The sequence below is a fragment of the Streptomyces sp. NPDC049887 genome (assembly GCF_040656535.1).
Classification (GTDB): Bacteria; Actinomycetota; Actinomycetes; order Streptomycetales; family Streptomycetaceae; genus Streptomyces.
The window spans coordinates 1-20,725 of sequence record NZ_JBFAMM010000036.1; the positions used below are offsets into that span (position 1 = coordinate 1).

The following is a 20,725-nucleotide window of genomic DNA, read 5'->3' on the forward strand; positions in this document are numbered from 1 at the left end:
AGGTCGCGAACCGCCATGTGAAGTGGCTCGACATGGACCACCACGGCTACGGCGTCCTCGACGTGACCTCCGAACGGTCGCAGATGGACTACTACACCGTCTCCGACAAGGCCCGCCCCGACGCGACCGCGGCCTGGGCACGCTCGTACCGGACGCTGAGCGGAACGCAGAAGGTCGAGCGCGTCAACCAGCCGGTGCGCTGAGGCCGCACTCCCCGTGACGGTTCCTCTAATCTGGCGCCATGAATGCGCCGGGGGAACTGGTCGACGGGCGGTTCGAGCTGATCGAGAGGCTCGGCAGCGGAGGCATGGGCACGGTGTGGCGGGCCCGCGACACCGTGCTCCACCGTGAAGTGGCCCTGAAGGCGGTCAGATCCGGCGCCTCCGCTTCCGAGGCCGTGCGCGAGCGCGTGCTGCGCGAGGCCCGGGCTCTCGCCCGACTCAGCCACCCCCATGTGGTGACGATCCATCACATCGTGGACGCCGAACCGCATCCGTGGATCGTGATGGAGCTGGTTCCCGGGGCCTCGCTCCAGGACCGACTGGCCCAGGGGCCGCTGACCCCGCCGGAGGCGGCGCGCATCGGACGGCAGGTGCTCTCCGCACTGCGCGCCGCGCACGCGGCCGGCATCCAGCACCGGGACGTCAAACCGGCCAACGTCCTGATGCGCCCGGCAGGTGCCAACGGGCACGCCGGCAGCGGCGGCGACACCGCCGTGCTCACCGACTTCGGGATCGCGGCGCTGCAGGGCTCGACCGCTCTGACCGAGACGGGCGAACTGATCGGCTCGCCCGAGTACATGGCGCCTGAACGGGTGCGCGGCCGTGACGACCACCCGGCGTCCGACCTCTGGTCGCTCGGCCTGGTGCTGTACGTGGGCGTGGAGGGCGTCAGTCCGCTGCGCCGGGCGACGACGCTGGCCACGCTGGCGGCCGTGCTCGACGAGCCGGTGCCCCCGCCGGTGCGTTCCGGAGCGCTCGCACCCGTGCTCCAAGCCCTCCTCGTACGGGACCCGGCGGCCCGGCCCGACGCCGCACGGCTGGACGCGATGCTGGCCGAGGCCGAGACGGGGACGGCACCGTACCGGACCCAGCCCACCATGACGACGGCGACACCGCCGCCCGGACCGGGACCGGTTCCGCCGGTGCCGACCCAGCAGGACAGCCCGCGGCCGGCGGCCCCCCGGCCGTCCTCGCGGCGCCCGGAGGGCGGGCGGGCGAACCGTGTGCCCCTCGCCGCCGCCGCCGTCGCCGTGGCCCTCGCGATCACGGCCGCCGTCGCGGCCGGCTCGGTGCTGCGGGATCCCGGGGGACGGGCCACGGACGACGCGAAGGGCCCGGGCGGGGCATCGGTCCCTTCGGTCCACGCCTCCGCCGCACCCGCCTCGAGTCCGGCACCGGGTCCGAGGGCGCTGCCGGCCCCGACGGTCACCGTCACCGCACCGGCGACGGCGAGCGCTCCGGCCGATCCCGCCGCGCCCCCGCCGTCCTCGGGCCGCTGGATCGCGCAGCTCTTCTCCGAACCCGTCGGGTCCGGCACGGCCGCCCGTGACGTCCGGCTCGCCCGGATCCGCGAGACGGTCCCCGAGGCCAGGTACCTGCGCAGCGACGACTACGCGTCACTGCGCCCCGGATACTGGGTGATCTACGCCGAGGGGCCGTTCGACGACGGCCGCGCCGCGGTGAGGTTCTGCGCCGAACGCGACCGCACCACGGTCGACACCTGCCTCGGCCGCTATCTCAGTTCCCACGCGGCCGACTCAGCGCTCCAGTGCCGTCCCCCGGCGGGCAACCCGTCGGGTCGCTGCGGGCGCGACTAGCTTGTTCTTCGACCTTCCGGCTGCTGCGAGCGCTGCTCGGGACAAATCGCGATGCGCACCGGCAGCACGCCGGTCAGACTCGCGAGCATGACTGCGAAGATCACTCGTATCAATCCCGAGCAGCTGCACGAGACGCCCGGCTATCACCACATCACCGTTGTGGAGACTGGTCGTACGGCCTACCTGGCGGGGCAGTGCCCGCTCGATCGGAGCGGTTCCCTCGTCGGTTCCGGATCGCTTGAGGTACAGGTCGACCAGGTTGTCGCGAACGCGCTCGCCGCCTTGGCCGCGGTGGATGCCGAGCCGCAACACGTGGTCCGCTCCGTGATCTACGTGCGCAGCGACGACAGAGACGTCCTGGGCGTCGCTTGGCGTCGGCTCACCGACTCAGCGCTCGGCCCGGCGTTCACCACCGCCAGCACACTGTTGGGTGTCGCACAACTCGGCTTCACAGGACAGCTCATCGAGGTCGACCTCACCGCGTCACTGCCCGACTGAGCCTCTTCGTCCTCAGGTGTCGAACGGCGCCTCGAACTCGGTAGCCCGCCCGGCGCGATGAGCCGTTCGAACTGCCGGATGCGCTGTGCACGGGCGGGGCGGTGGAGGCTGCGGTGGACCTGACCTTGCTGCCGGAGCACCGCCGTGGCCACGGAGCGATGTGCGGCGGGCTCGATCGTGGACGGATCGAATTGGCCGGGTCCGATCCGGCCGCGTCATGCGGCTGCCGAAGCCGCCCGGTCACCGGGGACAGACAGACGACCGCCCGAGCACGGCCCCGAGTTCCGCTTCACCAAGCCGGGGACCCGGCCCGAGGCGGCTGCTCAACTGCCCGGCTCCCCGGGAACCCGAGCGGCGGCCCCTCCCGACGCCGGACCTCCCGGATGCGCCGCCCGGACCCCTCGGCCACGCGAACCCGCCGGTCAAGCGGTCACTCGGGCCCCTCGGCCTCCCCCAGCGCCTCCAGGAAGCCGAGCGCGGCGCGCCACGTCCGGTCCGCCGCCTCCTCGTCGTGGTCGGGGAGGTCCGGATCGGTGTACAGATGGCCCGCACCGGGGTAGCGGTGGACCTCGACGTCCGCCCCGGCCCTGCCCATCCGCAGATACCAGGCGGTGAGCCAGTCGTGCGGCTCGAACGGGTCCGGATCGGCGACGTGCAGCTGCACGGGCAGGTCCTCCACGTGCGCCTGCTCCGCGATGTCGGACGTGCCGTGCAGCAGCAGGAGCCCTCGGGCCTTCTCGTCGCCGAGTGCGAGGTTCTGGGCGATGGCCGCCCCCAGCGAGAACCCCGCGTACACGAGTCCGCGCTCCGAGTGCGGCGCGGCGGCCACGATCGCCCGCTTCAGCAGCTCGTCCACCCCGACCTCGTCCTTGTACGCCCTGCCCTCCTCCGCGGAGTCGTGCACCCGGCCGTCGAACAGGTCCGGGGTCCACACCCGGTGGCCCGCCGTTCGCAGGCGCTCGGCGGCGGCGAGCACGGCGGGGCGCAGTCCGTACGCCGAATGGAAAAGCATGATGTCCATGCGGTCAGGTTACGTTCGAGGGCATGGAGAACGTGCTTCGTCCGTTGATCGTCCTCGTCGGCTCCGTCCTGCTCACGCTGCTGCTCGGGTGGGTCACCGATCTGCTGCTGCGCCGTGCGGACCTCCGGCACAGCGAGACGCCGCTGTGGGGCCTGCTGCGCCGCTGCCGGGTTCCGCTGCAGGTGGTGGTGCTGACCGCACTGCTGCGAGGGACCTACACGGAGACCGCCATCGCGGTCGTCGAGGACAACGAGGGCCTGATCGGCCATGTCCTGACCCTCGTCCTCATCGCCGCGTCGGCGTGGCTGGTGGTGCGGATCGCCGCCGCCGTGGTGGAGGCCTCGTACTCCCGCTTCGCGGCCACCTCCCGGGACCTGGCACGGGTGCGCCGGGTGCGCACCCAGGTCGCACTGGTGCAGCGGATCGTCACCGCCGTGGTCGCCGTGGTGGCCGTCGCGTCGATGCTGCTCACCTTCCCCGGCATGAACAAGCTGGGGGCGTCGCTGCTGGCCTCCGCCGGTGTCCTCGGCATCGTCGCCGGTGTGGCGGCCCAGTCCACGCTGGGCAACCTGTTCGCCGGCTTCCAGATCGCCTTCGGTGACATGGTGCGCATCGGGGACACCGTCGTCGTGGACGGCGAGTGGGGCACGGTGGAGGAGGTGACCCTCACCTTCCTCGCGGTGCGGACCTGGGACGAGCGGCGGATCACGATGCCTGTGTCGTACTTCACCAGCAAACCCTTCGAGAACTGGTCGCGCGGCGGTGTGCAGATGACCGGGACGGTCTTCTTCCACCTCGACCACACGGCACCGATGCACGAGATGCGCGAGAAGCTGCACGAGGTGCTGCGCGAGTGCCCGGCCTGGGACGGCCGGGACTGGTCGCTCGCCGTCACGGACACCACGCCGAACACGATGGTGGTCCGGGCCGTCGTCACCGCGAAGGACGCGGACGACATCTGGACGGTGCGGTGCGCCGTGCGCGAGCAGTTGATCGCCTGGCTCTGCGACCACCACCCGTACGCCCTCCCGCGCATCGCCACGTCCCAGGCGGTCGCCCCGCCCGCCGCGCACACCCAGCCCGACACCCCGGCGCAGCGGACCGGCCGCGGGTAGCGGGGCGGGCCGGTACCGCCCCGGGCCCTCCCGGGGTGGGGGCGGCGCACGGGAGCACGGGCGGCCGTCCGTCAGTGGCCGTGGACGTCGCCAGTGGCGGCCGACGGCCCCTGACTGCCGCCGCTGCCGCGTCGGGCAGGGGTGGCCCGTCGAGGAGACGTGTCCGGCGCGTGGGGTCGGCCCCCGGCCCTCCGGGGCCGAGGTGCCCGGTACGAGGACGGCCCTCCGCCTTCCGATGCACCCCATCCGACGCCGCCCGCTGATCCACCGGTGATGACGGGACAGCCCTCAGTGGCCGCGCTCCGCACCGCCGTTGACCTGGACGACCTGGGACGTGATGTGGGACGCCGCGTGGGAGGCGAGCCAGTGGAGGGTCCGGGCCACGTCACCGGGGTGGCCCGGCCGGCCCGTGGACGTCTCGGCGATGAGCTGCCTGCGTCGGTCCTCGCCGATCCCGTCGCCGAAGAAGCCGGTCTCCTCGACGTAGCCGGGCGCCACCAGGTTGACCGTGATGCCGCGTGGCCCGAGCCGGCGGGCCAGGTCGTGCGCGTACGGGTGCAGGGCGGCCTTGGACGCCGCGTACGCGCCCGAACCGGACCCCCGGTAGGCCGCGATGGAGCTGAGGAAGAGCACGCGGCCGCCGGGCGTGGCGAGATGGCTCTCGAGGGCCTCGGTGAGGAGCACGGCGGTGAGGGTGTTGAGGCCGAAGTTGATGGTCCAGTCGTGGGCGACCGCCTCCAGCGGGTCCTCGTGCTCCGGCCGGTCCTCCAGCCCGCCGTTGCCGCCCGCGCTGTGGACGAGCACGTCCACCGTGCCGTACTCCCGGGCGGCGAACGCCGCGGCGCGGCGCGCCCCTTCGGGCTCACTGAGATCCGCGGCGCAGTAGCGCGCGCCGGGAATCCGCCCGGCGGCCCGCGCGAGCACCTCCTCGCGGCGTCCCAGCAGCAGTACCTGCTCGCCGTCCGCGGCGAACACCTCCGCCGTCGCGAGCCCGATTCCCGTACCCCCGCCACTGATCACCACGGTGCGCGCCATGAGCCGATCCTACGACCGGCCGAACACTTGGGGCCGGTCCGAAACCGCCCCGCGCGGCCGGTGCGCGGCGTGCGCGCCCGAGTGGAGGCGCTCAGCGCAGACTGCGGACGTCCGGGTGCGGCAAGGCGCGGTCGGCGACCCTCGGCACGGCTCGTCCGCCGACCGTCGGCACCTGGGGCCGGGCGGCCGACAGCGCGTCCTCGGTACCGGCGCGGGCCGTCCGGGCCGCTCCCCGAGCGGCCCGGACGGCCCCCGGCAACAGCACGAACAACAGGGTCGGTTGGTCCGCGAGCAGCTGCCGGCGGACGGTTCTCCGACGATCACCGCTCCAGCGGGGCCGCACGCTTCTCCCGACTCGCCCGCCTGACGCCCGCCCGGCTCGTCTGCCGAGCGGGCGTCACCGGCCCGGGCGGGGGAAACCTTCGCCGCCCTGACAACGGGCACTTCGGAGTCCGGCGGGGGCGTGCGGGCGCGGCGGGCGGGACTCGGGCGAAGGGCCGTCAGAGCGCTCGGCGCATGGCCCGGTGCGGGATGCCCGCGTCCGGGAACTCGGGGCCGTAGGGCTCATAGCCCAGGCGCTCGTAGAACGCGAGCGCATGGGTCTGCGCGTGCAGGTCGACCGCGGTGAGGCCGCGCTCGCGGGCCGCGGACTCGATCGCGCGGACGAGCGCCGCCCCGACGCCCCTGCCGCGCGCGGCCCCGGTCACCGCGAGCCGTCCCAGCGATCCGACCGACGGGTCGCCGCCGGTCTTGCCGGCCGCCGCCGGGCCGTACAGCAGCCTGCCCGTGCCCAGCGGGCCGTCCGGGCCGACCGCGAGGACGTGGACGGTGTCCGCGCCCTCGGCGTCGTACGCGTCGTACTCGATCTCCTGCGGCACCCGCTGCTCGACGACGAAGACCTCCTTGCGCACCGCGAAGCAGGCCTCACGGTCCGCGGGGTCCGTCGCCTCCCGCACGGCACAACCACCCGGGGCGACGCCCTCCGGCAGACGCTCCGCCTCCCCGCTCATGCGCTCTCCGCCGCGATCCGGTCCAGCGCCGCCTGCAGGTCCTGCGGATAGTCGCTGCCGAACTCGGCCCACTGGCCGTCGGCGGGGTGCTCGAAGCCCAGGCGCACCGCGTGCAGCCACTGCCGGGTCAGCCCCAGCCGGCGCGCCATCGTCGGGTCCGCGCCGTAGGTGAGGTCGCCGACGCACGGGTGCCGGTGGGCGGACATGTGCACCCGGATCTGGTGCGTGCGGCCGGTCTCCAGCTTGATGTCCAGCAGTGACGCGGCGCGGAACGCCTCGATCAGGTCGTAGTGCGTCACGGAGGGCTTGCCCTCCGCGGTCACGGCCCATTTGTAGTCGTGCTGGGGGTGGCGGCCGATGGGCGCGTCGATGGTGCCGCTCAGCGGGTCCGGGTGGCCCTGCACCAGCGCGTGGTACCGCTTGTCGACCGTGCGCTCCCGGAACTGCTGCTTCAGCAGGGTGTACGCGCGCTCCGACTTGGCGACCACCATCAGCCCGGACGTGCCGACGTCCAGCCGGTGCACAATGCCCTGCCGCTCCGCGGCGCCCGAGGTCGAGATACGGTACCCGGCCGCGGCCAGCCCGCCGATCACCGTCGGTCCGGTCCAGCCGGGACTCGGGTGGGCCGCCACACCGACCGGTTTCACGATCACGACGATGTCCTCGTCGTCGTGCACGATCTCCATGCCCTCGACCGGCTCGGCGACGACCTGCACCGGGGCGGGCGCCTGCGGCATCTCGACCTCGAGCCAGGCCCCGCCGCGCACCCGCTCGGACTTGCCCACGACCGAGCCGTCGACCTGGACCTTGCCCGCGGCGGCGAGCTCGGCCGCCTTCGTCCGGGAGAAGCCGAACATGCGCGATATGGCGGCGTCGACGCGCTCGCCCTCGAGACCGTCGGGAACGGGCAGGGTGCGGGTTTCGGGAATCGTGCTCACCCGTCGAGTATGCCTTGTCGGTCCCTGTGACCCGGTCCGCCTGTGGACAACCGGGCCCCGGGCCGCCCGGCCGGGCCCCTGTGGACAACCGGACTCGGGGCCGCCCGGAGCGCGGCCCCCGGCGCCGGCTCGGTCCCCGTGATCACCGCGGCCGGAGCCCGGCCGGCCTCAGTCCTTGTGGACGGTGCCGTCCGGGTCCAGGCCCTTGAAGGAAAGGATCACGATCAGGATGCCGCCGCACACGATCGCCGAGTCGGCCAGGTTGAACACGGCGAAGTGCTTCGGCGCGATGAAGTCGACGACCGCGCCCTCGAAGACCCCCGGCGAACGGAAGATCCGGTCCGTGAGATTGCCCAGCGCCCCGCCCAGCAGCATGCCGAGCGCGATGGCCCACGGCAGGCTGTAGAGCTTGCGTGCCAGCCGCGCGATCACCACGATCACCACCGCGGCGATGATCGTGAAGATGATCGTGAACGCTTCCCCGAAGCCGAACGCCGCTCCGGGGTTGCGGACCGCCTCGAAGCGCAGCCAGTCGCCGATCACCTGGATCGGCTGGTGGTGCTCCAGCTTGGCGACGACCACCATCTTGGTGGCGAGGTCCAGCGCGTAGGCCACGGCGGCCACGGCGAACAGGGCGAAGATCCGGCGCCCGCCCCTGGGCCGCTCGGCGGGAGCCGCGGCCTCGTCGTCTACGTCCGGCGTACCGATGATGCGCTCCGCCTCTGCCACGTGAGTCCCTCAACCTAGGTGCTGACTGGTCACGAGGGTACGGCACACACGTGCGGGACCGGCTCCGGACACCGTGCCGCGGCCCGGAGCCGGGGGGTGGCTCAGCTCAGCTCCTCCGCTCCTGCTTCTGCTTGTCCTCCACGCACAGGGTGGCCCGGGGGAACGCCTGCATCCGCGCCTTGCCGATCGGCTTCCCGCAGATCTCGCAGAGGCCGTACGTGCCCGCGTCCAGCCGGTGCAGGGCCCGCTCGGTCTGCTCGACCATCTCGCGGGCGTTGGCGGCCAGCGCCATCTCGTGCTCCCGGGTGATGTTCTTGGTGCCGGTGTCGGCCTGGTCGTCCCCGGCTCCGTCCCCGGAGTCCCGCATCAGCCCGGTCAGCGCCTCCTCGGAGTGGCTGATCTCGGCCCGCAGCCGGGCCAGCTCGCTATCCAGCTCGGCGCGAGCCTCGGCGACCTCCTCCGGCGTCCACGGGTCCTCCCCGGGCCGTACCGCGAGGTCTCCCGGTGCCGCGGCGACACGGGCCGGCGGCACCGGCGACGCGGTGTCCCTCGTGGCCGTACCGGACCCGCCCGCGCTCTTCTTGGCTGCCACCGTCCTGGCTCCCGTCTGCTCCGCGGCCTCGACCGCTTTCCCGGCCGCCGTGGCGGCCTTCCTGGCGCCTGCCCTCGCAGCCGCCTTCCTGCCCGGCGCCTTCGCGGCCGCGGCCGCCGAGGGCGCCGCGGTCTCCCCGCCGGCCGCGGTCTTCCGCGCGGCCGCGGTCTTCCGCGTGCCCGCGGCGGTCTTCCTGCCACCGGCGGTCCTCGATCCGGCGTCAGCGGCCTTCGAGCCCTTTCCCGAGGACCCCCCGGTACCCGTGCCCCCCGAACCGGCGCCGGCCCTCGCGGCGGCCCGCGCGGTCGCCTTCCTCGCCGCCTTCCGGCCCGGCTCCTTCGCCGGTGCCTCCGCGGCCTCGATCGCCGGCTCCGCGGCCGCGCCCGCGCGCCGCTTCCCCGCCCCCTCGTCCGGGTGCTCCCGGGCGTGGCCCTTCGGGCTCCTCGCCGCCGCGGGCTTCCCGGCGCCCGCGGACGGGCCGGCGGCGGACCGCTTGGCCGCCGCCGCCGTGGTCTTGCGCGCGGCCTTCCTGGCGGGTTCCGCGGGCTTGGCCCCGGCCGCGTCGTGCGCGTTCGCGCCGGAGGGGACCGTCTTGGTCACCCTCCTGGTGGTCTTCTTCGCGACGGCGCTCTTCTTGCCGTTCGCCTCCTTGGCCGCCGCCCCCGCAGCGGCGGTGGACCTCGCTGACGCCGTCTTCTTCACGGCGGTCTTCTTCGCCACCATGGCCGCGGCCCCTTCACATATTGTGATCTTGCTCGCGAATCGTGCTGGGACGATAAATCGACCCCAGCGCCGCGGCAACGGGGCACGCCGCCTGTCCGGCCCGCCCCGCGCCTTCCCCAACGCGAGCCTGCATCCGTTGTGCCCAGCTCCCCGGCCCCTAATCCGCCGGGCGGGTGCCACACGGGATCCGACGGGCCCCGTGTGGCCATTCGGGTCATGCGCGGCGCAGCCCCCGGCGCGTACGCCGGCCGGGAAATCCGGTCGGCCCCCAGGCCCCCGGGCCCGTACACTGGGCGAAGCGAAAGGCGTGGATGGGGACGAGTAGCGTCGTACGCGGCCATGAGCGACCCGGGGACGGTGAGAGCCCGGGGGCGAGCGCGGTGCGAAGGATCACCCCGGAGCCGCCGGAAGAACGCCCGGGGCAGCCCAGGGCCAGTAGAACCGGCATCGCGACCCCAATGAGGGGGCTGTCCGGCCGTGTGCCGGAGGGCCAAGGAGGGTGGTACCGCGGGAGCACAGCGCATCGGCTCTCGTCCCTCCGACGGAAGAGACACACTCCGTTGGAGGAGCCCGTACATGACGCCGCCGCAATACCGCCAGGTGCCCGCCCAGGTCGACCTGCCCGCGCTCGAGCACGCCGTGCTCGACTTCTGGCGCGACAACAAGGTCTTCGCGAAGAGCCTCGAGCAGTCCGAGGGCCGCCCCGAGTGGGTCTTCTACGAGGGGCCGCCCACGGCCAACGGCATGCCCGGCGCCCACCACATCGAGGCCCGCGTCTTCAAGGACGTCTTCCCGCGCTTCAGGACCATGCAGGGCTACCACGTGGCGCGCAAGGCCGGCTGGGACTGCCACGGTCTGCCGGTCGAGCTCGCCGTGGAGAAGGAACTCGGCTTCAACGGCAAGAAGGACATCGAGGCGTACGGCATCGCGGAGTTCAACGCGAAGTGCCGCGAGTCCGTGACCCGCCACACCGACGCCTTCGCCGAACTGACGACCCGCATGGGCTACTGGGTCGACCTCGACGAGGCCTACCGCACCATGGACCCCGAGTACATCGAGTCCGTCTGGTGGTCCCTGAAGGAGATCTTCGGCAAGGGCCTGCTCGTGCAGGACCACCGCGTCGCCCCCTGGTGCCCGCGCTGCGGCACCGGCCTGTCCGACCACGAGCTCGCCCAGGGCTACGAGACCGTCGTCGACCCGTCCGTCTTCGTCCGCTTCCCGCTGACCTCCGGCCCGCTCGCGGGCGAGGCCTCGCTGCTCGTCTGGACGACCACCCCGTGGACGCTGGTGTCCAACACCGCCGTGGCCGCCCACCCCGCGGTCACCTACGTGGTGGCCACGAACGGCGAGGAGCAGCTGGTCGTCGCCGAACCGCTGCTGGAGAAGGCCCTCGGCGAAGGCTGGGAGGCCACGGGCCGGACCTTCACCGGCTCCGAGATGGAGCGCTGGGGCTACCGCCGGCCGTTCGAGCTCGTCGAGTTCCCGGCCCCGGCGCACTACGTGGTCAACGCCGAGTACGTCACGACCGAGGACGGCACGGGTCTGGTCCACCAGTCCCCCGCCTTCGGTGAGGACGACCTCAAGGTCTGCCGCGCCTACGGGCTCCCCGTGGTGAACCCGGTCCGCCCCGACGGCACCTTCGAGGAGGACGTGCCCCTGGTCGGCGGCGTCTTCTTCAAGAAGGCCGACGAGGCGCTCACCCAGGACCTGGACGCCCGCGGCCTGCTCTTCCGGCACGTCCCGTACGAGCACAGCTACCCGCACTGCTGGCGCTGCCACACGGCACTGCTCTACTACGCGCAGCCGTCCTGGTACATCCGCACGACCGCGATCAAGGACCGGCTCCTCGAGGAGAACGAGAACACCAACTGGTTCCCCGACTCGGTCAAGACCGGCCGGTACGGCGACTGGCTCAACAACAACATCGACTGGGCGCTGTCACGGAACCGCTACTGGGGCACCCCCCTGCCGATCTGGCGCTGCGAGGAGAACCACCTCACCGTCGTCGGCTCGCTCGCCGAGCTGGGCGAGCTCACCGGGGAGGACCAGTCGGGCCTGGACCCGCACCGCCCGTTCATCGACGCGGTCACCTTCGCCTGCCCGGAGTGCGCCCGGACGGCGACGCGGGTGCCCGAGGTCATCGACGCCTGGTACGACTCCGGCTCCATGCCGTTCGCGCAGTGGGGCTATCCGTACCGCAACAAGGAGATCTTCGAGAAGCGCTACCCGGCGCAGTTCATCTCCGAGGCCATCGACCAGACGCGCGGCTGGTTCTACACGCTGATGGCGGTCGGCACGCTGGTCTTCGACAAGTCGTCGTACGAGAACGTGGTCTGCCTGGGCCACATCCTCGCCGAGGACGGCCGCAAGATGTCCAAGCACCTCGGCAACATCCTGCAGCCGATCCCGCTCATGGACCAGCACGGCGCCGACGCCGTGCGCTGGTTCATGGCCGCGGGCGGCTCGCCGTGGGCGGCCCGCCGGGTGGGCCACGGCACCATCCAGGAGGTCGTGCGCAAGACGCTGCTCACCTACTGGAACACCGTCGCCTTCCAGGCGCTGTACGCCCGCACCTCGGGCTGGGCGCCGTCCGCCGCCGACCCGGCGCCGGCGCAGCGCACCGTGCTGGACCGCTGGCTGCTCTCCGAACTGCACGCACTGGTCGACCAGGTGACGCAGGCGCTGGAGGCGTACGACACCCAGCGCGCCGGCAAGCTGGTCTCGTCCTTCGTGGACGATCTGTCGAACTGGTACGTACGCCGCTCGCGCCGCCGCTTCTGGCAGGGTGACGCGGCGGCGCTGCGCACCCTCCACGACGTGATCGAGACAGTCACTCGGCTGATGGCCCCGCTCACCCCGTTCATCACGGAGCGGGTGTGGCAGGACCTCGTGGTCCCGGTGACGCCGGACGCCCCGGAGTCCGTGCACCTCACGGCCTGGCCGGAGGCCGACCTCTCCGCCGTCGACCCGGAGCTGTCCCAGCAGATGGCACTGGTCCGCCGGCTGGTCGAACTGGGCCGCGCCACGCGCGCGGAGTCGGGCGTGAAGACCCGCCAGCCGCTGTCGCGGGCACTCGTCGCGGCTCCGGGCTTCGACTCCCTGTCGCCCGAGCTGCACACGCAGATCACCGAGGAGCTCAACGTCTCCTCCCTGGCGTCGCTGACTGATTCCTCCGCTGGTCCAGCGGGCGGCGGATCGCTGGTCGACACGACGGCGAAGGCGAACTTCCGGGCGCTGGGCAAGCGTTTCGGCAAGGGCGTGCAGGATGTCGCGAAGGCCGTGGCCGCGGCGGACGCGGCGGCGCTGTCCCTGGCGCTGCGGTCCGGCTCGGCCGTGATCACCGTCAACGGCGAGGAGGTGACCCTCTCCCCGGAGGAGGTCATCATCACCGAGACCCCGCGCGAGGGCTGGTCGGTCGCCTCCGACCAGGGCGCCACGGTCGCGCTGGATCTGGAGATCACCCCGGAGCTGCGGCGGGCGGGTCTCGCCCGTGACGCGATCCGGCTGATCCAGGAGGCACGCAAGAACAGCGGCCTGGACGTCGCGGACCGCATCGCGCTCCGGTGGTCGTCCTCGGACGCCGAGGTCACCTCGGCGCTCACGGACCACTCCGGTCTGATCGCGGACGAGGTCCTCGCCACGGACTTCGCGACGGGCGAGGGCGACGACGCGTACGGCTCCCCGTTCACGGACGAGGGACTGTCGCTGACGTTCCGCCTCCGCAAGGCGTAACCCGCACCGCGCCCCGCATCGTGGGTCCGGTCCCTTCGGGGGCCGGACCCTTTCGCATGCCCCGCGCGTGCGGCACACACCGGCGGGGCAGGACCTTCGGCACGGACCGTCGACGCGGGCCACGGACCTCGCCGTACGCGGGGCGGGCCGCGGCGTGGCGCCAGGGACCACGCCCCCGCACGGGCAAGGTCGCGCCCATGTGCCCGGCCCGCCCCCCGAAGCGCGGCGCCCGGCGCCGAAGTCCCGGGCGCAAGAACGGGCCGGGCCCGGGACGTTGGTCCCGGGCCCGGCCCGTTTCAGCCTGCCGACGGCCGAGCGCGCTCCCCGCCGTGGCCCGCCGTCAGTTGTCGTCCTCGTCGATGAGGAAACCGCGCATCGGCGACGGCGCCTGCTGCATCGGCTGCGGACCGCCCTGCGGCCGCACCGGTGCCATCGGCTGGGTCATCGCCGGAGACATCTGCTGCTGACCGCCGTACGACGGGGCGCCGCCCATGCCCTGGTTGCCGCCCATCGCCTGGTTCCCGCCGAAGGAGGGGGCGCCGGCGCCGGCCGGGGCCATCGAGGGGGACGGGGGCAGCGACGCTGCCGCCGGGGTCCGCGGCGGTGCCAGCGAGTCGTCGGACTGGGTCTCCAGCTGGCGCAGCTGGCTCTCCAGGTACGACTTCAGACGCGTGCGGTACTCGCGCTCGAAGCCGCGCAGGTCCTCGACCTTGCGCTCGAGCGTGGCGCGGGCGGACTCCAGCGAGCCCATCGCGACGCGGTGCTTCTCCTGCGCGTCCCGCTCCAGCGCGTCGGCCTTGGCGCGGGCGTCCCGCTCCAGGCCCTCGGCACGGGACCGCGCCTCGCCGACGATCTTGTTGGCCTCGGAACGGGCCTCCGCGATCGCCTGGTCGGCGGTCTGCTGTGCCAGCGACAGCACACGCGCGGCACTGTCGCCGCCCGGGCCCTGGCCGGGGAGCTGCGGGCCACCGTGACCGCCCATGGGACCGCCCATCGGACCACCCATGGGACCGCCCTGCATCGGGCCGGGACCCATCGGACCACCCTGAGGGTGTCCCTGGGGACCGTGACCACCGGGACCGGCCGGCAGCTGAGGAGCTCCACCGGGCAGCTGGGGGGGACCCATCTGCGGGGGCTGCTGCTGGACGGGGGGTCCGGATATGGCGGCGGGCACGGGAGCGCCGGGACCGCGGCCGTCCTGCGGCTCCGGCGGCTTGCGCATGCCCTGCTGCTGCTGGTTCTGCGCGGCCGCACGGGTCGCCGCCGCCAGCTTTGCGCGCAGGTCCTCGTTCTCTCGGAGGAGGCGCGTCAGCTCGGCTTCGACCTCGTCGAGAAAGGCATCGACCTCGTCCTCGTCATAGCCTTCTCGGAGGCGGACGGTCGTGAACTGCTTGTTCCGCACGTCCTCGGGGGTCAGCGGCATCTCTACTTCACCTCTACGTAGTCGTCGGCAGTCGGCAAGACCGTGTCGTTCACATCCCTCTCCCCACGCTGCTCACGACGGAGATCAGGATGTAAACGATGATCATCAGAACGAAGAAGGACAGATCGAGTGCCACGCCCCCGAGACGCAGCGGCGGAATGAACCGCCGCAGAAGCTTGAGCGGTGGATCGGTGACAGTGTAGGTGGCCTCCAGGACGACCACCATCGCCCTCCCGGGTTGCCACGAGCGGGCGAACTGGAAGACGTAGTCCATGACCAGCCGGAAAATCAGCACGATGAGGAAGCACATCAGAGCGATGTAGATCACCTGCAGTGCGACGCTCATCCCGCGCTTCCCTCTCCCCTGGCTCTCGTTGCCGGCCTGGCGGCCGGGTTGTTCCCTCGGTCGTGTTCTGGCTCGTTCTAGCTCTGGTTGAAGAACCCGCCCTCTGCGATGCGGGCCTTGTCCTCCGCCGTGACATCGACGTTAGCAGGCGAGAGGAGGAAGACTTTCTGAGTCACCCGCTCAATGCTGCCATGGAGGCCGAAGACGAGTCCCGCGGCGAAGTCGACAAGTCGCTTCGCGTCGGTGTCGTCCATCTCGGTCAGATTCATGATCACCGGGGTGCCCTCGCGGAAGTGTTCCCCGATGGTACGGGCCTCGTTGTAGGTCCGCGGGTGCAGCGTCGTGATGCGGTACGGCTCCCGCTCGGACACAACCTTGGGCATGATCACCGGTGCGTTCTTCTCCAGACTGGGACGTTCGGGTGTGATGGATGCCACGGGGGCGATTCGTGCGGGACGTCCGGATTCCGCGGAGAGCGGAGTGGACAGGGACGCGGACACGGGTGCGGACCCGTGGGCCGGTCGCGGCGCGGACTCACGCGGCGCCGGGGGCTGGACCACGCGCACCGGTTCTTCCCGTTCCACCTGATGCGGGGGCTGGTGGCGCCGACGGTCCCGCTCGGGCTCCGGCTCCATCTCGGGTTCGAAGTCGTCGTCGGGATCGAATCCCCGGCCGTCGTACCCATCGTCCTCCACGAGGCCGAGGTAGACCGCCATCTTGCGCATCGCGCCGGCCATTCTCTGAGTCCTCCGCTCTGTGGTGGATCGGCTTCGTTCGGCTACGTCACCAAGTGCCCGCGATCCACTCGGCCTGTCCGCCTTTCGACGGAAATGACCATATTTTCTGCTGTGGTCCGACTTGCTTCGCGACGTTACCCGAGCCGGGGTCGGACTCCGAGCACCGCCGTACCGACGCGCACGTGTGTCGCCCCGGCCGCCACGGCCTCCTCGAGGTCCGCACTCATCCCTGCCGACACCATGTTCGCAGCCGGACGGTTCACGCGCAGGCGGGATGAGAATTCCATCAGGCGCTCGAAAGCGGCCTGTTGACGCCCCGCGAAAGGCCCCTCGAGCGGGGCGACCGTCATCAGCCCGTCGAGCCGGAGCCCAGGGGCCCCGTCCACCGCGGCGGCCAACTCCCCGATGTCGCCGGGCGCGACGCCGCCGCGGACGCCCTGCTGCCCGGACTCCGCGTCGAGGGCGACCTGGATGAGGCAGCCCAGTTCGCGCTCGGCACGGACCGCCGCCGCGGACAGGGCGCGGACGAGCTTCGGCCGGTCCACGGACTGCACAATATCGGCATAACCGGCAACGGAACGGGCCTTATTGGTCTGAAGCTGACCGACGAAGTGCCAGGTGAGCGACAGATCCGAGCAGGCAGCCGCCTTCGGGGCCGCCTCCTGGTCCTTGTTCTCGGCGACGTGCCGCACACCGAGTTCGTGCAGCAGGCGCACGTCGCTCGCGGGATAGGTCTTGGTGACCACGATGAGGGTCACCTCCTCCCGCTTGCGCCCGGCCGCGGCACAGGCGGAGGCGATACGTTCCTCCACCCGCGCGAGGTTCTCGGCGAGTTCGGTTCTGCGGTCGGTCATGCGTCGTCTCTCTCCCGGTCCAGCCAGACATATCCGGCGAGCCGGCCGGTGGTGCGGTCGCGTCGGTAGGAGAAGTGGTCTCCCGACTCCAGTGTGCAGACCGGCGACGCACTCCGGTCACCCACGCCGAGGGCTTCGAGCTGGGCGTGCACTCCGGCGGCGACATCCACGGCCGGGGTTCCCCAGCCGGTCTCGGCCCAGGCCGCGGGCTCGGCCTCGGCGACCTGCGCCCGCATGGCCCCGGGCACTTCATAGCACCGCCCGCAGACCGAAGGCCCGGTCCGGGCGGTGATGCGGGCCGGTTCGGCGCCGAGCCGGACCATCGCCTCGACCGCGGCGGGCACCACCCCGGCGACCATCCCGGGGCGTCCGGCGTGGGCCGCGCCCACCACTCCGGCCACCGGGTCGGCGAACAGTACCGGTGTGCAGTCGGCGGTGAGGACCGCGAGCGGAAGCCCCCGCCGGGCGGTGACCACCGCGTCGACGGCCGGGACGTCCGGGCCGGTCCAGGGCCCGTCGACGACGGCGACGTCCCGGCCGTGCACCTGGTTCATCCAGACGACGAGCCCGGGGTCGATGCCCAGCCGCCCGGCCACCAGCTCCCGGTTCGTACGGACGGCGACGGGGTCGTCACCGACCGCGCCGCCGAGGTTGAGCTCGTCGTACGGAGCGGCGCTCACCCCGCCCCACCGGTCGGTGAAGGCGAAGTGGGCGCCGCTCACTCTGTTGTGCTCGCCTATCACTTCAAGATCACTTCAGGAAGTCCGGGACGTCCAGCTCCTCGGCCGAGCTGTCGTACGGCCGGGCCGGCGGCACCTGCGGCGACGGGGTCTGCGGGACGGAGGCCTCACCAGCCGCGGGGGCCGGCTCCGCGGGGGCGGACTCCTCGCGCGACGGCACGGTGCCGAGTCCGCCGAGGGAGCGGGCCGGCTCCGGCCGGGCGGCCGGGGCGGGCTCCTCGCGCTTCGCGGAGGAGGAACCGATCACGTTGTCGCGGCGGGCGGGGGGCTGTCCGCCGTCGAAGCCGGCCGCGATGACGGTGACCCGCACCTCGTCGCCCAGCGCGTCGTCGATGACGGCGCCGAAGATGATGTTGGCCTCGGGATGGGCGGCCTCGCTGACCAGCTGGGCGGCCTCGTTGATCTCGAACAGGCCGAGGTCGGAGCCACCGGAGATCGAGAGGAGCACACCGCGGGCGCCGTCGATGGACGCCTCCAGCAACGGCGAGGAGATCGCCATCTCGGCCGCGGCCACCGCGCGGTCGTCGCCGCGGGCCGAGCCGATGCCCATGAGGGCGGAGCCGGCCTCGGACATGACGGACTTGACGTCGGCGAAGTCGAGGTTGATGAGACCGGGCGTGGTGATCAGGTCGGTGATGCCCTGGACACCGGACAGCAGCACCTGGTCCGCGGACTTGAACGCGTCGAGCACGCTGACCTGGCGGTCCGAGATGGACAGCAGCCGGTCGTTCGGGATGACGATGAGGGTGTCGACCTCTTCGCGGAGCTCGGCGATGCCGTCCTCCGCCTGGTTGGCGCGGCGGCGGCCCTCGAAGGTGAAGGGCCGGGTGACCACGCCGATGGTGAGGGCGCCGAGCGAACGCGCGATGTTGGCCACGACGGGTGCGCCGCCGGTACCGGTGCCGCCGCCTTCGCCGGCGGTGACGAAGACCATGTCGGCCCCCTTGAGGACCTCCTCGATCTCCTCTCGGTGGTCCTCTGCCGCCTTGCGACCGACTGCCGGGTTGGCTCCGGCCCCGAGCCCGCGGGTGAGTTCGCGGCCGACGTCGAGCTTGACGTCGGCGTCGCTCATCAACAGGGCTTGCGCGTCGGTGTTGATCGCGATGAACTCGACGCCCTTGAGGCCGACCTCGATCATTCGGTTGATGGCATTGACACCACCGCCGCCGACACCGATGACCTTGATGACTGCGAGGTAGTTCTGCGGTGCTGCCACGTCGAAGGCCTCTCGCCTCGAGTTACGAGTCGCCGCTTCGCGGTGGTGGCCGCGCCGCGACGACGGATGCCGATTGGGACGGTCCGAAATGCCGACCCAAACCCTAACGTTGAAGTTTAGGGTTACCAGTGTCTCTGCTTCCTGGACTCTCTCGAACGAGACACTAAGTCGACAAGTGGCGTGCGTTCAACGAACACGCCGAACCTCCCGTTTTTCTTTTCACCCTATGTGATCAGCCGTCGCGCTGCCCAACCAGGGTGCTGGCCTGCGCATTTGTGCGTCAACTCGCCGACGCGGCAGGGGCGGTGGGGGCGCTCACGTCGAATCGGCGGGCGCGGGGAGCGGCCTTCATCAGGGCGGTGAGCGTACGGGCCTTGACCTCGCCGTACTCGCTGCTGCCCCACATCACCTCTCGACCGCGCGTCAACTTCAGAGTGAGGGAATCGTACGAAATGACTTGTACGCTCCGGAGGTCCCCGGCGATCGAGGCGGGGAGTTGGGAGACGACCAGGGCCGCCCCCTTCAACAGCCTCCGGCCCCCGAAGCGCGCGGCACTGGGTGACCGGTTCGCCGCCATCTCCACGAGCGGTACGCCTTCGGGCGCTTTGTCCACCGTGGCGAACCGAACGCCCTTGGCGTCGACTTCGACGAACCGGGCACCCTTGCGCATGAGGAGGACGGGCACCCGCTCCGTCACCCGGAGCACGACTCCGTGCGGCCAGGAGCGTTCGGCCTCGACCGAGTCGATGCGCGCGAGCCGGTCACGGAGCCGGCTCTCGATGGCGTCCAGATCCACGGCGACCAGAGGGGTGCCCAGCGGCACACCGGCCGCCCCCTCGACCTCACGGGGCGTCAGAACCCGCGTACCGGAGACCTCCACCCGCTCGGCGCGTACCCAGGAGGAGCCGTACAGCACCCACAGGCCGCCGCCGGCGAGAACGGCGGCGGCGACCAGCGGGAGCAGGAACCGGGGGGCGGGGAGCCGGGGGCGGCGCGGAACCGGGCCCCTGCGGAGCCGGCCGGGCGACGAAGGTCCGTTCGGCCTGCGGGTGCCGCGTTCGGCGGTCGTCGGTCCGGCCATGCTCCCTGCCCTTCGCCGTGCCTATCGGCGCGAGGCCATCGCCTCGTAGACCATTCCGACAAGCAGATCGTCTGCGTCCCGGCGCCCGAACTCGGCCGCGGCACGGGACATCTCGTACAGCCGGTGCGGATCGGCGAGCACCGGGAGCACATGGCCCTGGACCCACTCGGGGGTCAGCTCGGCGTCGTCGACCAGCAGTCCGCCGCCGGCCTTCACCACGGGCTGCGCGTTGAGCCGCTGTTCGCCGTTGCCGATCGGCAGCGGTACGTACGCGGCGGGCAGGCCCACGGCGGAGAGTTCGGCGACCGTCATGGCGCCCGCACGGCACAGCATCATGTCGGCCGCGGCATACGCGAGATCCATCCGGTCCACGTACGGTACCGGGATGTACGGCGGCATCCCGGGCATGTTGTCCGCGTGCGGCAGTTCGTTCTTCGGCCCGACCGCGTGCAGGACCTGGATACCGGAGCGCTGGAGCAGCGGAGCGACCTGCTGGGCCACCTCGTTGAGGCGGCGGGCCCCCTGCGAACCGCCCGAGACCAGCAGTGTCGGCAGGTTGGGGTCCAGGCCGAAGGCGGCACGCGCGTCGGGCCGGACGCGGGCCCGGTCGAGGGTGGCGATGGAGCGGCGCAGCGGGATCCCGACATAGCGCGCGCCTCGCAACTTGCTGTCGGGCGTCGACACGGCGACCGCGGCGGCGTACCGCGAACCGATCTTGTTGGCCAGGCCCGGGCGGGCGTTGGCCTCGTGGACGACGATGGGCACCCCGAGCCGCTTGGCCGCCAGGTACCCCGGCAGCGCGACATAACCGCCGAAGCCCACGACGGCGTCCGCCTTCGTGCGCTCCAGGACCTGCTCGGCGGCCTTGATCGTGCCGCGCAGCCGGCCCGGGACGGTGATCAGCTCGGGCGTCGGTTTGCGCGGCAACGGCACGGCGGGGATCAGCGCCAGCTCGTAGCCCCGCTCGGGGACGAGCCGGGTCTCCAGGCCGCGCTCGGTACCGAGGGCCGTGATGCCCACCGTCGGATCCTGCCTCCGCAGGGCGTCCGCGAGGGCGAGCGCGGGCTCGATGTGGCCGGCGGTCCCCCCGCCGGCGAGTACGACATGCACCGAAAT

At 72.2% G+C, this 20,725-nt stretch carries 18 protein-coding genes and 2 pseudogenes; 6 read left to right on the forward strand and 14 right to left on the reverse strand.

Annotation, left to right across the window (positions count from 1 at the left end; genetic code table 11):
• From AB0J10_RS30370 to AB0J10_RS30385, 4 genes and pseudogenes are all read left to right on the forward strand, one after another.
• Positions 1–203, forward strand: a pseudogene (locus AB0J10_RS30370) (alkaline phosphatase); the annotation flags it as partial.
• A 38-nt stretch (positions 204–241) separates the two neighbouring features.
• Positions 242–1,819, forward strand: coding sequence for a serine/threonine-protein kinase (locus AB0J10_RS30375; protein WP_363066078.1), 1,578 nt, complete (start codon positions 242–244; stop codon positions 1,817–1,819).
• Between the two features lie 87 nt (positions 1,820–1,906).
• Positions 1,907–2,317 (forward strand): Rid family hydrolase, encoded by a 411-nt coding sequence (locus tag AB0J10_RS30380; RefSeq protein WP_363066080.1) that lies wholly within the window; start codon positions 1,907–1,909, stop codon positions 2,315–2,317.
• A 47-nt stretch (positions 2,318–2,364) separates the two neighbouring features.
• Positions 2,365–2,511: pseudogene (locus AB0J10_RS30385) on the forward strand (transposase); the annotation flags it as partial.
• A 236-nt stretch (positions 2,512–2,747) separates the two neighbouring features.
• On the opposite strand, the gene AB0J10_RS30390 reads toward AB0J10_RS30385, so the two are convergent.
• Positions 2,748–3,338 (reverse strand): dienelactone hydrolase family protein, encoded by a 591-nt coding sequence (locus AB0J10_RS30390; RefSeq protein ID WP_363066082.1) that lies wholly within the window; start codon positions 3,336–3,338, stop codon positions 2,748–2,750.
• A 23-nt stretch (positions 3,339–3,361) separates the two neighbouring features.
• On the opposite strand from AB0J10_RS30390, the gene AB0J10_RS30395 reads away from it, so the two are divergent.
• Entirely contained in the window at positions 3,362–4,453 is a 1,092-nt protein-coding gene (locus AB0J10_RS30395) for a mechanosensitive ion channel domain-containing protein (protein ID WP_363066084.1), read from the forward strand.
• A 288-nt stretch (positions 4,454–4,741) separates the two neighbouring features.
• Here the strand turns inward: AB0J10_RS30395 and AB0J10_RS30400 are convergent, their stop codons facing one another.
• The 5 genes from AB0J10_RS30400 to AB0J10_RS30420 form a co-directional block, all read right to left on the reverse strand.
• Entirely contained in the window at positions 4,742–5,488 is a 747-nt protein-coding gene (locus AB0J10_RS30400) for an SDR family oxidoreductase (protein ID WP_363066086.1), read from the reverse strand.
• A 500-nt stretch (positions 5,489–5,988) separates the two neighbouring features.
• Complete coding sequence (locus tag AB0J10_RS30405) at positions 5,989–6,498, reverse strand: GNAT family N-acetyltransferase (RefSeq protein WP_363066088.1); 510 nt, start codon at positions 6,496–6,498, stop codon at positions 5,989–5,991.
• Positions 6,495–7,436, reverse strand: coding sequence for an RluA family pseudouridine synthase (locus tag AB0J10_RS30410; protein ID WP_363066090.1), 942 nt, complete (start codon positions 7,434–7,436; stop codon positions 6,495–6,497). Before AB0J10_RS30410 ends, AB0J10_RS30405 begins: the two co-directional genes overlap by 4 nt.
• A 168-nt stretch (positions 7,437–7,604) precedes the next feature.
• On the reverse strand, positions 7,605–8,165 hold the full coding sequence (gene lspA / locus AB0J10_RS30415; RefSeq protein ID WP_363066092.1) for a signal peptidase II: 561 nt from the start codon (positions 8,163–8,165) through the stop codon (positions 7,605–7,607).
• A 106-nt stretch (positions 8,166–8,271) separates the two neighbouring features.
• Positions 8,272–9,480, reverse strand: coding sequence for a TraR/DksA C4-type zinc finger protein (locus tag AB0J10_RS30420; protein WP_363066094.1), 1,209 nt, complete (start codon positions 9,478–9,480; stop codon positions 8,272–8,274).
• Positions 9,481–10,056: 576 nt separating this feature from the next.
• Here AB0J10_RS30420 and ileS point away from each other — a divergent pair.
• Entirely contained in the window at positions 10,057–13,212 is a 3,156-nt protein-coding gene (gene ileS / locus AB0J10_RS30425; RefSeq protein WP_363066096.1) for an isoleucine--tRNA ligase, read from the forward strand.
• Between the two features lie 340 nt (positions 13,213–13,552).
• On the opposite strand, the gene AB0J10_RS30430 is transcribed toward ileS, so the two are convergent.
• The 8 genes from AB0J10_RS30430 to murG form a co-directional block, all read right to left on the reverse strand.
• Positions 13,553–14,635: a DivIVA domain-containing protein gene (locus AB0J10_RS30430; RefSeq protein WP_138055847.1), complete on the reverse strand. Its 1,083-nt coding sequence runs from the start codon at positions 14,633–14,635 to the stop codon at positions 13,553–13,555.
• A gap of 49 nt (positions 14,636–14,684) precedes the next feature.
• Positions 14,685–14,981, reverse strand: a complete 297-nt coding sequence (locus AB0J10_RS30435) for a YggT family protein (RefSeq protein ID WP_017947448.1) — start codon at positions 14,979–14,981, stop codon at positions 14,685–14,687.
• Positions 14,982–15,058: 77 nt separating this feature from the next.
• Positions 15,059–15,718: a cell division protein SepF gene (gene sepF, locus AB0J10_RS30440; protein WP_363066098.1), complete on the reverse strand. Its 660-nt coding sequence runs from the start codon at positions 15,716–15,718 to the stop codon at positions 15,059–15,061.
• Positions 15,719–15,852: 134 nt separating this feature from the next.
• Positions 15,853–16,572 (reverse strand): YggS family pyridoxal phosphate-dependent enzyme, encoded by a 720-nt coding sequence (locus AB0J10_RS30445; protein WP_363066100.1) that lies wholly within the window; start codon positions 16,570–16,572, stop codon positions 15,853–15,855.
• A complete protein-coding gene (gene pgeF / locus AB0J10_RS30450) occupies positions 16,569–17,294 on the reverse strand; it encodes a peptidoglycan editing factor PgeF (protein ID WP_363066102.1) in 726 nt (241 codons plus the stop codon). Before pgeF ends, AB0J10_RS30445 begins: the two co-directional genes overlap by 4 nt.
• A 28-nt stretch (positions 17,295–17,322) precedes the next feature.
• Positions 17,323–18,528, reverse strand: coding sequence for a cell division protein FtsZ (ftsZ, locus tag AB0J10_RS30455; RefSeq protein WP_363066104.1), 1,206 nt, complete (start codon positions 18,526–18,528; stop codon positions 17,323–17,325).
• 280 nt (positions 18,529–18,808) lie between these two features.
• A complete protein-coding gene (locus tag AB0J10_RS30460) occupies positions 18,809–19,609 on the reverse strand; it encodes an FtsQ-type POTRA domain-containing protein (RefSeq protein WP_363066106.1) in 801 nt (266 codons plus the stop codon).
• Between the two features lie 21 nt (positions 19,610–19,630).
• The gene (murG, locus tag AB0J10_RS30465; protein ID WP_363066108.1) at positions 19,631–20,719 is read right to left on the reverse strand and encodes an undecaprenyldiphospho-muramoylpentapeptide beta-N-acetylglucosaminyltransferase; all 1,089 of its coding nucleotides are present in this window, start codon (positions 20,717–20,719) and stop codon (positions 19,631–19,633) included.
• Positions 20,720–20,725 lie beyond the last annotated feature (6 nt).